General features: G+C 66.2%; 14 protein-coding genes. 12 read left to right on the top strand and 2 right to left on the bottom strand.

Annotation, left to right across the window (positions count from 1 at the left end; translation table 11 throughout):
* Positions 1–12 precede the first annotated feature (12 nt).
* A complete protein-coding gene (locus tag ACSF9G_RS05680; RefSeq protein WP_436639348.1) occupies positions 13–171 on the bottom strand; it encodes a hypothetical protein in 159 nt (52 codons plus the stop codon).
* A gap of 47 nt (positions 172–218) precedes the next feature.
* On the opposite strand from ACSF9G_RS05680, the gene urtA reads away from it, so the two are divergent.
* From urtA to ACSF9G_RS05640, 8 genes are all read left to right on the top strand, one after another.
* Positions 219–1,517, top strand: a complete 1,299-nt coding sequence (urtA, locus tag ACSF9G_RS05675; protein WP_436639346.1) for an urea ABC transporter substrate-binding protein — start codon at positions 219–221, stop codon at positions 1,515–1,517.
* 123 nt (positions 1,518–1,640) lie between these two features.
* Positions 1,641–3,260 carry an urea ABC transporter permease subunit UrtB gene (gene urtB / locus ACSF9G_RS05670; protein WP_436639344.1) on the top strand — a complete coding sequence of 540 codons (1,620 nt, stop codon included), beginning with the start codon at positions 1,641–1,643 and terminating at the stop codon, positions 3,258–3,260.
* Positions 3,257–4,438, top strand: coding sequence for an urea ABC transporter permease subunit UrtC (gene urtC, locus ACSF9G_RS05665; protein ID WP_436639342.1), 1,182 nt, complete (start codon positions 3,257–3,259; stop codon positions 4,436–4,438). Before urtB ends, urtC begins: the two co-directional genes overlap by 4 nt.
* A 9-nt stretch (positions 4,439–4,447) precedes the next feature.
* On the top strand, positions 4,448–5,200 hold the full coding sequence (gene urtD / locus ACSF9G_RS05660; protein WP_436639340.1) for an urea ABC transporter ATP-binding protein UrtD: 753 nt from the start codon (positions 4,448–4,450) through the stop codon (positions 5,198–5,200).
* Between the two features lie 4 nt (positions 5,201–5,204).
* Positions 5,205–5,903, top strand: a complete 699-nt coding sequence (gene urtE, locus ACSF9G_RS05655) for an urea ABC transporter ATP-binding subunit UrtE (protein ID WP_436639338.1) — start codon at positions 5,205–5,207, stop codon at positions 5,901–5,903.
* A gap of 61 nt (positions 5,904–5,964) precedes the next feature.
* Positions 5,965–6,735 (top strand): urease accessory protein UreD, encoded by a 771-nt coding sequence (locus ACSF9G_RS05650; RefSeq protein WP_436639336.1) that lies wholly within the window; start codon positions 5,965–5,967, stop codon positions 6,733–6,735.
* A 19-nt stretch (positions 6,736–6,754) separates the two neighbouring features.
* A complete protein-coding gene (locus ACSF9G_RS05645; protein ID WP_436639334.1) occupies positions 6,755–7,378 on the top strand; it encodes an urease subunit beta in 624 nt (207 codons plus the stop codon).
* A 26-nt stretch (positions 7,379–7,404) separates the two neighbouring features.
* Positions 7,405–7,809, top strand: a complete 405-nt coding sequence (locus ACSF9G_RS05640; protein ID WP_436639332.1) for a lysozyme inhibitor LprI family protein — start codon at positions 7,405–7,407, stop codon at positions 7,807–7,809.
* A gap of 86 nt (positions 7,810–7,895) precedes the next feature.
* Here ACSF9G_RS05640 and ACSF9G_RS05635 read toward each other — a convergent pair whose 3' ends face one another.
* Positions 7,896–8,750: a c-type cytochrome gene (locus ACSF9G_RS05635; RefSeq protein ID WP_436639330.1), complete on the bottom strand. Its 855-nt coding sequence runs from the start codon at positions 8,748–8,750 to the stop codon at positions 7,896–7,898.
* Positions 8,751–8,970: 220 nt separating this feature from the next.
* On the opposite strand from ACSF9G_RS05635, the gene ureC reads away from it, so the two are divergent.
* Genes ureC through ureG form a run of 4 tightly spaced genes read left to right on the top strand, consistent with a single transcriptional unit; the run spans position 8,971 to position 12,518 of the window.
* Entirely contained in the window at positions 8,971–10,677 is a 1,707-nt protein-coding gene (gene ureC / locus ACSF9G_RS05630) for an urease subunit alpha (RefSeq protein WP_436639328.1), read from the top strand.
* 8 nt (positions 10,678–10,685) lie between these two features.
* Positions 10,686–11,180, top strand: coding sequence for an urease accessory protein UreE (gene ureE, locus ACSF9G_RS05625; protein WP_436639326.1), 495 nt, complete (start codon positions 10,686–10,688; stop codon positions 11,178–11,180).
* On the top strand, positions 11,173–11,859 hold the full coding sequence (locus tag ACSF9G_RS05620) for an urease accessory protein UreF (protein WP_436639324.1): 687 nt from the start codon (positions 11,173–11,175) through the stop codon (positions 11,857–11,859). The genes ureE and ACSF9G_RS05620 overlap by 8 nt, the downstream gene beginning before the upstream one ends.
* On the top strand, positions 11,856–12,518 hold the full coding sequence (ureG, locus tag ACSF9G_RS05615) for an urease accessory protein UreG (RefSeq protein ID WP_436639322.1): 663 nt from the start codon (positions 11,856–11,858) through the stop codon (positions 12,516–12,518). Before ACSF9G_RS05620 ends, ureG begins: the two co-directional genes overlap by 4 nt.
* The last annotated feature ends 2 nt before the right edge of the window (positions 12,519–12,520 follow it).

Below are 12,520 nucleotides of genomic sequence, written 5' to 3'. Positions count from 1 at the left end.
TGGTCATTATGCTCACGAAATAATCGCACGGCGCTCGACCGCGCTGATTTCTTTTGCAGTGCCGATAGCCCAGTAGTTTTTTTGGCTTCTCTGAAATCCTCGATTTTTCAATTCCTTACGGACGACTCCGCGGCGCTGCACCGACTTGGCCCGGCTTTTGCGATGCAGCATCACGGTGGCCGACTGTTCGGCCGCCGCTCAGAGAGGGGAGTTGTCACATGTCGAGGATCTGGACAGGCGCGAGTGCGGTACTGGGGGCTGCGGCCGTCGCGCTATCGGTGACGGGCGCACCGGCGCATGCACAAGAAGACACCATCAAGGTTGGCATTCTGCATTCGCTGTCGGGAACGATGGCGATTTCCGAGACGACCCTGAAGGATGTCATGCTGATGCTCGTGGAGGAGCAGAACAAGAAGGGCGGTCTTCTCGGCAAGAAGCTGGAAGCGGTCGTTGTCGACCCGGCTTCCGACTGGCCGTTGTTCGCCGAGAAGGCGCGCGAGCTGATAACCCAGGACAAGGTGGCGGCGGTGTTCGGCTGCTGGACGTCGGTCAGCCGCAAGTCGGTTCTGCCGGTGTTCGAGGAGCTGAACGGCATCCTGTTCTATCCGGTGCAGTACGAGGGCGAGGAATCCTCCAGGAACGTGTTCTACACGGGGGCTGCCCCGAACCAGCAGGCGATCCCCGCCGTCGACTATCTGATGGATGTCGAAGGCGTCGAGCGCTGGGTGCTGGCGGGCACCGACTACGTTTACCCGCGCACCACCAACAAGATCCTCGAGGCGTACCTGAGGGCTAAGGGCGTCGCCGCCGAGGACATCCTGATCAACTACACGCCGTTCGGTCACTCCGACTGGCAGTCGATCGTTTCCGAGATCAAGGCGTTCGGCTCGGCCGGCAAGAAGACGGCGGTGGTCTCCACCATCAACGGCGATGCCAACGTGCCGTTCTACAAGGAACTGGGCAACCAGGGCATCAAGGCCGAGGACATTCCGGTCGTGGCGTTCTCCGTGGGCGAGGAGGAGCTTGCCGGTCTCGATACCGCGCCGCTCGTCGGCCACCTCGCGGCCTGGAACTACTTCATGAGCGCCGACACTGCGGAGAACGAGGACTTCATCGCCGCCTGGCATGAGTTCATCAAGAACGCGGACCGCGTCACCAACGACCCGATGGAAGCCCACTACATCGGCTTCAACATGTGGGTGAAGGCGGTCGAGAAGGCCGGCACCACCGACCCGGATGCGGTGATCGATGCGATGATCGGCGTCGCCGTGCCGAACCTGACCGGCGGCTACTCGGCGATGATGCCGAACCACCACATCACCAAGCCGGTGCTGATCGGTGAGATTCAGGACGACGGCCAGTTCGAGACCGTCTGGGAAACCTCGGGCCTCGTGCCTGGCGATGCCTGGTCCGACTATCTCGAGGGCTCCAGGGACCTGATCTCCGATTGGCGCGCGCCGATGTCCTGCGGGAACTTCAACGTGGCTTCCGGCAAGTGCGGCGGCCAGGGCTCCTGATCGCCTGAAGAGCTACCAGAGGGGACGTCGCCGGCGGGTCGCGGCCAACGCCAAACCCGGCCGGCGACGGCTTCTCCTGGCAATCGAGCCGGTCATCCAAAACCCAATCATCCCGGACGACATATGTCTGCCCTGCCTGTCCTCAGACGTCTTGCTGCCGTCCTCGCGCTTGTCCTGAGCGTTTCGGCCCTGCCAGCGGTCGCCCAGGACCTGCGTGGCCTCGTCGATGCGCTCGGGGTGGGCGGTTTCGACGAGACCGAGCGTGCGATCGCGGTGCTCGGCGCGACCGGCGATCCGGCGGTGGCGTCGGTGCTGGAGGCCCTCGGCGAGGGCGATCTCTACGTCCGAAAGTCCGACAAACGGGTTTTCGTCGCCGAACGCGCGGGCAGCGACTATACGCTGACCGATCCGTTGACCGGCGAGGATGCGGGCACGGCGGGTCGTTCGGTGGTGGACAAGATCCGCGTCAACAACAACCTGCGCCGTGTCATTCGCGGTGCGCTCGCCGGGCTGACGCTCCGCTCGCCCGATTTCGCGACACGGGCATCCGCCGCGGAGACGCTGTTCAAGTCACCCGACACGGACATGGCGGAGGTGCTCGACGGCGCAATCGAGGCCGAGAGCGACGCTGCGGTCCGCGCCACGATGGAGCAGGCGCGCGCCGCGATCGTCCTGTCCTCGGACGCCGACGATGCAGCGAAGATCGCCGCCATCGAAACCGTTGCCGCGCGCGGCGACCGTGACGTGCTGAGCCTGCTCACGGCGGTCGCTGCCAACAGCGAGGGGGAGGTGAAAGCCGCGGCCGAACAGGCGATCGGCGATGTCGACCAGATCCTCTCCCTGTGGGATGCGGTCCAGAACGTCTGGTACGGCCTGTCGCTCGGATCCGTCTTGCTGCTCGCGGCAATCGGACTTGCCATCACCTTCGGCGTTATGGGCGTCATCAACATGGCGCACGGCGAGATGGTGATGATCGGCGCCTATGTGACCTTCGTCGTGCAGGACGTGATCCGCAACCATGCGCCGGGCCTGTTCGACGCCTCCGTCGTCATCGCCCTGCCGCTCGCCTTCCTGGTCGCCGGACTGATCGGCATCGCGATCGAGCGGGGTATCATCCGCTTCCTCTACGGGCGGCCGCTCGAGACGCTGCTCGCCACCTGGGGACTGTCGCTGATCCTGCAGCAGGCCGTGCGCACGATCTTCGGGCCGACCAACCGGCAGGTTGGCGCGCCGTCGTGGATGTCGGGCGCCTTCGAGATCGGCGGACTGTCGATAACCTGGAACCGGCTCGTCATCGTGCTGTTCGCGCTCGCCGTCTTCGCGCTGCTGGTGATCGCGCTAAAGCGCACCTCATTCGGCCTGAGGATGCGCGCGGTGACGCAAAACCGGCCGATGGCCGGCTCGATGGGGATCCGTACGCCCTGGGTCGACGCGTTCACCTTCGGACTGGGCTCGGGGATCGCCGGGATCGCCGGCGTGGCGCTCAGCCAGATCGACAATGTCGGCCCCAATCTCGGGCAGGGCTACATCATCGACTCGTTCATGGTCGTGGTGTTCGGCGGCGTCGGCAACCTGTGGGGCACGCTCGTCGGCGCGATGACGCTCGGCGTCGTCAACAAGTTCCTCGAGCCTTATGCCGGCGCGGTGCTCGGCAAGATCTTGGTGCTCGTCTTCATCATCCTGTTCATACAGAAGCGCCCGCGCGGCCTGTTCGCGCTGAAGGGCCGGGCGGTCGAGGCATGATCCTCAGGGGCATCAACCGCTATTCGGCGACCTTCCTCGCCATCCTGCTGGCGCTCGCCGTGCTGGTGCCGGCGATGAACCTCGGCCTGCCGCCGTCGAACCCCTTCCACGTCCCGACCTATGTGGTGACGCTGTTTGGCAAGTACCTGACCTTCGCGCTGCTGGCGCTGTCGGTCGATCTGATCTGGGGCTTCGCCGGCATCCTGTCGCTCGGCCACGGCGCCTTCTTCGCGCTCGGCGGCTACGCGATGGGGATGTACCTGATGCGCCAGATCGGCAGCCGCGGCGTCTACGGCAATCCGGACCTGCCGGATTTCATGGTGTTCCTGAACTGGCAGGAGCTGCCCTGGTACTGGTACGGCTTCGACAACTTTGCGTTCGCGATGGTGATGGTCGCGCTGATGCCCGGCATGCTCGCCTTCGTGTTCGGCTGGTTCGCCTTCCGCTCGCGCGTGACCGGCGTCTACCTGTCGATCATCACCCAGGCGATGACCTACGCCCTGCTGCTCGCCTTCTTCCGCAACGACATGGGGTTCGGCGGCAACAACGGCCTCACCGACTTCAAGGACATCCTTGGCTTCAACATACAGGCCGACGAGACCCGGGCGGCGCTGTTCGCGGCATCGGCGATCGCGCTCGCCGCCGGCTTCGTGATTTGCCGTGCGGTCGTGTCCTCGAAGTTCGGCAAGGTGCTGGTGGGCGTGCGCGACGCGGAGAGCCGCACCCGGTTCCTCGGCTACCGGGTGGAACACTACAAGCTGTTCGTCTGGACCCTGTCGGCGGTGCTCGCCGGCGTCGCGGGCGCGCTCTACGTGCCGCAGGTCGGCATCATCAACCCGAGCGAATTCGCCCCGGCGAACTCGATCGAGGTCGTCATCTGGGTCGCGGTCGGCGGGCGGGGCACGCTGGTGGGGCCGGTGATCGGCGCGGTGCTGGTCAACTACGCCAAGACTTACTTCACCGGCGCGCTGCCCGACCTCTGGTTGTTCGCGCTCGGCGGCCTGTTCGTTGCGGTGACGCTGTTCCTGCCCAAGGGCATCGTCGGGGCGGTCGTACAGGCCATGACCTACCGGCGCGCTGCGGCGCCCTCGGCCGCGGATTTGCGCGAGGCTTCGGAGGATGCCGAAGCGGGCGTCGACACCGATACGCTCGCCGGCAAGCCGCAGGCTGCGGAATAGGAGCGCGGCATGAACCAGCCCACGACCTCTCCGCTTCTCTATCTCGACGGTGTCAGCGTATCGTTCGACGGGTTTCGGGCGCTGAACGACCTGTCGCTCGTCATCGAGGCGGGCGAGATGCGGGCGATCATCGGCCCCAACGGCGCCGGCAAGACCACCATGATGGACGTCATCACCGGCAAGACGCGGCCGGACGAGGGCGTCGTGCTGTTCCAGGGCGATACCGACCTGACGCATCTCGACGAGACCGATATCGCGGAGCTTGGCATCGGGCGGAAATTCCAGCGCCCGACCGTATTCGAGAGTCACACGGTCTGGGACAATCTGGAGCTTGCCCTGAAGGCGCCGCGCGGGCCGTTCGCGACGCTGGTTCACCGCACCGACGTGGAAGAGCGCGAACGCATCGACGCGTTGCTTCAGACGATCCGCCTGACCGAGAAAAGCTACGAGGTGGCCGCCAACCTGAGCCATGGTCAGAAACAGTGGCTGGAGATCGGCATGCTGCTCGCCCAGGCGCCGAAACTGTTGCTCGTCGACGAACCGGCGGCCGGCATGACCGACGCGGAGACCGAGCAGACGGCGATCCTCCTGAAGGAGATCGCCAAGACCAAGTCGGTCGTCGTCGTCGAGCACGACATGGCCTTCGTGCGCGACCTCGGCGTCAAGGTCACGGTGCTGCACGAGGGCTCCGTGCTGGCGGAAGGCTCGCTCGATCACGTGTCCGCCGATCCCCGTGTCGTCGAAGTCTACCTGGGACGCTAGCGTCATGCTGAACGTCGAACATGTCGATCTGCACTACGGCGCCGCCCAGGCGCTCCGGGATGTCTCGCTGTCGGCCGAGCCTGGCCGGGTGACCTGCCTGCTCGGGCGCAACGGGGTTGGCAAGACGTCGCTGCTGAAGGCGATCGTCGGCCAGCATCCGGTAAGCGCCGGGGCGATCGTCTGGGAGGGCGGCGACGTGAAGGGCCTGCGCCCCTACGATCGCGCGAAGCGCGGGATCGCCTATGTGCCGCAGGGACGAGAGATCTTTCCGCTACTCACCGTCCGCGAAAACCTGGAAACCGGCTTCGCCGCGCTTGGCCGGGGCGTGAAGCGGGCCGTGCCCGACGAGGTATTCGAGCTGTTTCCGGTCCTGAAAAGCATGCAGCGGCGACGCGGCGGCGACCTGTCGGGCGGCCAGCAGCAGCAGCTCGCCATCGCCCGGGCACTGGTGACTCGGCCCAGGCTGCTGGTGCTGGACGAGCCGACCGAGGGTATTCAGCCCTCGATCATAAAGGACATCGGCCGGGCAATCGCCTATCTTCGCGACAAGGGCGACATGGCAATTCTGCTGGTCGAGCAGTATTTCGATTTTGCCCGAGACCTCGCCGATCGTTTCGCGGTCATGGACCGCGGAGAGATCGTCCTGGCCGGGACGCGGGAAGAGATGGTCGAAGACGATGTACGCCGCCGTCTCACGGTTTGAGAATGCCGCGCCCGTCCAAAGGGCGCTCGAGCCTGCCGGTCTGGAGCGCGCCGAGGGGGCAGTGCGGGTTCGCATCGCGAACGCCGCGGGGCGCAGCCGGCTCGACCGCTGCTATCAGGGGGGCTCGCTCAAGGTTCGGTTCCCCCGTCAATCCGATACCGAGGTTCCGGAGGCCGTACTCCTCAACACGGCCGGCGGCATCACTGGCGGCGACCGCTTCCGTGTCGAGGCCGAGATCGATGCGGGGGCCGCGTTGACGCTGACCTCGCAGGCCGCCGAGAAGATCTACCGGTCGCCCGGTGGCGAAGGCCGTTTCGACGTTTCCCTGACACTCGCTGCCGGTGCCCGGCTTGCCTGGCTGCCGCACGAGACCATTCTGTTTGACGGCGGACGCTACGAACGTCGGCTCGACGTGGTGATGGAGGACGATGCGGAAGCCGTATTGTGCGAAGCCGTCATCCTTGGCCGTGCCGCGCATGGCGAGAGCGTGCGCGACGGCCTGATCACGGATCGCTGGCGCGTTCGCCGCCGTGGCAAGCTCGTCTATGCCGACAACACGACGATCCACGGGAACCGGGGAACCGACGGCAGCGCCACGCTCGGTGGCAAGCGGGCGTTCGCGTCGCTCCTGGTGCTGGCGCCGAATGCCGAGGCGCGGATCGAGCCGGCACGCGCGGCACTCGAGAACTGCCCGGCGACCGGCGGGGCGAGTGGCTGGGATGGCATGCTGGCCGTACGACTGGTCGCCGACGATGGCATGGCCCTGCGGCAGTCCATCGTCAGACTTTGCAACGCGACGGCCATTCGCACGCCGCGCGCGTGGTCCATCTAGAAACCGAGGGAGGCGGGGCGTGAAACTGACGCCGAGAGAAAAAGACAAGCTCCTCGTCGCCATGGCGGCGATGGTCGCACGCAAGCGGCTCGAGCGCGGAGTGAGGCTCAACTACCCCGAAACGATGGCCCTCATCTCCGACTTCATCGTCGAGGGCGCGCGCGACGGTCGCTCGGTTGCCGATCTCATGGAGGCCGGTGCGCATGTCGTCTCGGCGGAGCAGGTGATGCCGGGTGTCGCCGACATGATCCACGAGGTGCAGGTCGAGGCGACGTTTCCGGACGGCACCAAGCTCGTCACCGTGCATCAGCCGGTGCGCGGCGCGGCGGAAGCGGCGACGGTGCCCGGTGCGCTGGAGCCGGCAGACGGGGACATCGCGCTCAATGCCGGGCGCGAGACAGTGACGTTGACGGTCGCCAATACCGGCGACCGGCCGGTGCAGGTCGGCAGTCACTACCATTTCCACGAGACCAACGAGGCGCTCGACTTCGACCGCGAGGCGGCACGCGGCTTCCGGCTCGATATCCCCGCCGGCACGGCGGTGCGCTTCGAGCCCGGCCAGACCCGCGAGGTGACGCTCGTCCGGCTTTCCGGTGCGCGTATAGTCTACGGCTTCAACCAGAAAATCATGGGCGCGCTCTAGGCGCGCGCCAAAGGGAGAAACGTCGAATGAAACTGAGCCTCGCGACATTTCTTGTCCTGCTGCCCCTCGCTGCCGCGGCAGACGATGACAAGATCGATTGCACCGATCCGCAGGTGCAGATCGAGCTCAACTATTGCGCCGAGCAATCCTTTCTTGCCGCCGACGCGGAGCTGAACGACCTCTACAAGTCGGCAATGGTGGCGATGAAGACGATCGACGGCTACCTGCCGGAGGATCAGCGCGGCGCGGCCGACGCCCTGAAGACCGCGCAGCGCAATTGGATCCCCTACCGCGACGACGCCTGCCAGGCGGAGGGCTATCTCGTCAGCGGCGGCTCGATGCTGGGGCTGGTGATCAACGAATGTCTGGAACGTCTGACGCGCCAGCGCATCGGCGACCTGACCATTCTGGTCGAGGGCATGGGGAACTGAGCGTGCCGGTCATGCGTCCGTCCACTCACGGCAAGTCCGTCCAGGCCCGACTCCGGCAGTCCGGGCCTGGCGGGATGGCGGGTGCGTTATTGCGGATCGGGCTGGGCGGGAAGCGTGCGCAGGTAGGCGATGATCGCCTTGAGGTCGTCCTGCTTGATGTTGGCGTAGTAGCCATATCCCATCGGCGGCAACATGCGGGTACCGTCCGGACGCGTGCCGGTGGTTATCATCGCGACGAGATCCTCGTCGCTGTAGCCGGCGATGCCATCTTCGTGCGGCGTCAGGTTGGAGGTGACCGAAACGCCCCACGGGCCGTGGAACTCGAAACCGCCGGCGCCGAGACGATTGGCGAAGTCCGGTCCCTGCGGTCCCATCGGCGTGTGGCACTCCATGCAGTGGGCGACAGGACCGGCGAGATAGGCGCCGTACTCGGCGGTTGCGCCCGGTTCCGGGCTTGCGACTTCGCCGACCGGCGGGCCGTAGCTCGGGGGCAGCGAAATTCGGTAGGTGGATTTCGGCACGGCGTTCTTCACCGGCGGCAGCGCGCGCAGATAGGCGACGATTGCCCTGGCATCCGCGTCGGAAATGCCGCGATAGAGGCCGATCGGCATCGGCGGGCCGATGATGGTTCCGTCCGGACGCTTGCCCTCGCGGATCGCCGTGATGATCTGTTCGTCCGTCCAGGCGCCGATCCCGGTTTCTTCGTCGGGGGTCAGGTTGGATCCGTAGGCGGTGAAGGCTTCGTTGTCGTCGACGAGCCGGCCGGAAAGCTCCTTGCCGGGAACGGGGGTGCCGTCGGCGTTGATCGGCGAATGGCAATTGGCGCAGGCGGCGGGGCCGTTCATCAGGTAGGTGCCCCGTTCGAGCGGCGTCTCCGCTTCGGCGGGGCTTACGAACCAGGCGATGACGCCCGCCGAGATCAGAATCCGGATTGTTTTCAAGGTCTTTTCTCCATTGGTACGAGCTCCGTCCCCGACGTCGTCGCGTCGCGATGCCGAGGTCTGGGCCGGCGGGCTGCTCGTTTAGGTCCGGATCGTTTCAGGACTATTTCAGGGAAACGGGCGGTGCGTAATTCGCTGGGGCGAAAATCGCTATGTCGAAAATCTCTGGGGCGAAAACACCGACGGATTTGCTCCGCTGGGAACGCAGGAGTTCGGCGCAATGGCTAGGATGTCCCGCAAGGACTACGCCCACATGTTCGGCCCGACCGTCGGCGACAGGCTGCGGCTTGCCGACACGGATCTCTGGATCGAGGTCGAGAAGGACTTCACGACCTACGGCGAGGAGGTGAAGTTCGGCGGCGGCAAGGTCATCCGCGACGGCATGGGCCAGAGCCAGGTGACGCGCGAGGACGGCGCGGTCGACACGGTGATCACCAATGCGCTGATCGTCGACCACTGGGGGATCGTCAAGGCCGATGTCGGGCTCAGGGACGGTCGCATCGTCGGCATCGGCAAGGCCGGAAACCCCGACATCCAGCCGGGTGTCGACATCGTCGTGGGGCCGGGCACCGAGGCGATCGCGGGCGAGGGCAAGATCCTGACCGCGGGCGGGTTCGACGCCCATATCCATTTCATCTGCCCGCAGCAGGTCGACGAGGCGCTTTATTCTGGCGTCACCACCATGCTCGGCGGCGGAACCGGCCCGGCGCACGGGACGCTGGCGACGACCTGTACGCCGGGACCCTGGCACATCGGCCGGATGATCGAGGCCTGCGACGGATTGCCGATGAATATCGGCCTGTCCGGCAAGGGCAATGCGTCGCGGCCGCAGGGGCTCGTCGAGCAGATCCTCGGCGGCGCCTGCTCGCTGAAGCTGCACGAGGATTGGGGCACGACGCCGGGCGCGATCGACTGCTGCCTGTCGGTCGCCGACGACTACGACGTGCAGGTGATGATCCACACCGACACGCTGAACGAGTCTGGCTTCGTCGAGAATACGATCCGGGCCTTCAGGGACCGCACGATCCACGCTTTCCATACGGAGGGCGCGGGTGGCGGTCATGCGCCGGACATCATCAGGGTGTGCGGGCTTGCCAATGTCCTGCCGTCATCGACCAACCCGACGCGGCCCTACACGCGCAACACGGTCGACGAGCATCTCGACATGCTGATGGTCTGCCATCATCTCGATCCGTCGATCCCCGAGGACGTCGCGTTTGCCGAGAGCCGTATCCGCAAGGAGACGATCGCGGCGGAAGATATCCTGCACGACATGGGCGCCTTCTCGATCATCGCCTCCGACAGCCAGGCGATGGGTCGGGTCGGCGAGGTGGTGATCCGCACCTGGCAGACGGCACACAAGATGAAGGTACAGCGTGGGCGCTTGCCCGAGGAAACCGGCGACAACGACAATTTCCGGGTCAGGCGCTATGTCGCCAAGTACACGATCAATCCGGCGATCGCACATGGCATGTCGGCGCATATCGGCTCGGTCGAGGCCGGCAAGCGCGCCGATCTGGTGTTGTGGTCGCCGGCATTCTTCGGCGTGAAGCCGGAGATGGTGCTGCTCGGCGGCTCGATCGTCGCGGCGCCGATGGGCGATCCGAACGCCTCGATCCCGACGCCGGAGCCGGTTCAATACCGCCCGATGTTCGCCGCCTGCGGCAAGTCGCTGACGACGAGCTCGGTGACCTTCGTGTCGCAGGCTGCCGTCGATGCGGGTCTGTCGAACAGGCTCGGCGTGGCGAAGACGCTGGTCCCGGTGGCCGGCACGCGCGCCATTTCCAAAGCGAGCATGATCCACAACGCGGCGACGCCGCGCATCGACGTCAATCCGGAGACCTACGAGGTGCGGGCCGACGGCGAATTGCTCACTTGTCCGCCGGCGGAGGTGCTGCCGATGGCGCAGATGTATTTCCTGTTCTGAGGATGGCGATGCTACGCGCTCTGAAAGTCCTTCCGAAAGGCGGCTACGCGGCTGCCGTCGACACGGTGACGCTCGATCACGACAGCCGCTTCCGCCGCCGTATCGCGCTGACCGGCGCCAAGGGGACGGAGTTCCTGCTCGACCTGCCCGAAGCGGTGGCGCTCAGGGACGGCGACGGGCTCGAACTGGAGGACGGGCGCGTCGTTATCGTCCGTGCGGCGGACGAAGACCTCATGGAGATCACCGCGACCGACGCCCACCACCTGATGCGGCTCGCCTGGCATATCGGCAACCGGCATCTGCCCGCGGCGATCGGGGCCGACCGGATCCTGATCCGCCCCGATCACGTGATCGCCGAAATGATCGAAGGGCTTGGCGGCCGGGTGCGCGCGGTTCGTGCGCCGTTCGATCCGGAAGGCGGCGCCTATGCGCACGGCGGGCACGGGCACGATCACGAGGACGGCCACGGGGGGCATCACCACGACGGTGACGGCGATGGCTGAACGGCAGCCCCTCGATCCCGCGGCTCTTTACCGGCTGATGGCCTGGCTCTCCCCGTCCTTTCCCGTGGGCGCCTTCTCGCACAGCCACGGTCTCGAATGGGCCGCCGAGATCGGCGATGTCGCCGACGCGGCAGGCCTTGAGGCCTGGGTCGGGCAGATTCTCCGCTTTGGCGCCGGCCGGCAGGATGCGATCCTGTTTGCCGCGACCTGGCGGGCGATGACCGCGGGCGACAGACGGCGGCTGGACGAGATCGCCGAGCTCGCGGCGGCCTTGTCGCCATCGAAGGAGCGGGCCGTCGAGACCCTGTCACAGGGAAAGGCGTTCGTGCTCGCCACCGAGGCGGCGTGGCCTGTGGCCGGCGCGCCGTTGCCGGATGGCGATCTCGCCTATCCGGTCGCGGTCGGTATCGCGGCCGGGCGGCACGGTATCCCGCTCGACGCCTCCCTCGTCGCCTATCTGCACGCCTTCGCGGCGAACATCGTCTCGGCCGGCGTCCGGCTGATACCGCTCGGCCAGACCGACGGGCAGAAGGTGACGGCCGCTCTCGAGCCCGTCGTCGCGCAGGTCGCGGCGGAGGCCGAGACGGCGACACTCGAAGATCTCGGCGGCTGCGTCTTTCTCGCCGACATCGCGTCGATGCGTCACGAAACCCAGTACACGAGGCTGTTCAGGACATGACGAACTCTCCCCACGGACCCCTGAGAGTAGGCATTGGCGGACCGGTCGGCTCGGGCAAGACGGCGTTGATGGAGGCGCTGTGCAAAGCGATCCGCGGCACCTACGACATCGCCGCGATCACCAACGACATCTACACAAAGGAAGACGCGCTGATCCTGACACGTGCCGGCGCGCTGCCGGTCGAGCGTATCCTCGGGGTGGAGACGGGTGGCTGCCCGCATACGGCGATCCGCGAGGATGCCTCGATCAATCTCGCCGCCGTTGCCGAAATGCGCGGTCGGTTTCCCGATCTCGACCTCGTGTTGATCGAGTCGGGTGGCGACAATCTGGCGGCGACGTTCTCGCCCGAGCTTGCCGATATCACGATCTACGTGATCGACGTCGCCGCAGGCGAGAAGATCCCGCGAAAGGGCGGGCCCGGGATCACCCGCTCCGATCTCCTGGTGATCAACAAGATCGATCTGGCGCCGCTGGTCGGGGCGTCGCTCGAGGTGATGGATGCGGACACGAAACGGATGCGGGGTGAGCGGCCCTTCGTCTTCACGAACCTGAAAACCGGCGAGGGGCTTCCGACCATCATCGACTTCATCGAGGCCGCCGGCGGGTTGAAGCCGGCCGTCGGAGAGGACGAAACCGCGGCCGTCGCCGCCTCGCGTTGAAA

Origin of the sequence: Microbaculum mangrovi (genome assembly GCF_051390635.1) — a bacterium.
Lineage (GTDB): Bacteria > Pseudomonadota > Alphaproteobacteria > Rhizobiales > Tepidamorphaceae > Microbaculum.
This window is presented reverse-complemented; position numbering and strand designations above follow the sequence as displayed.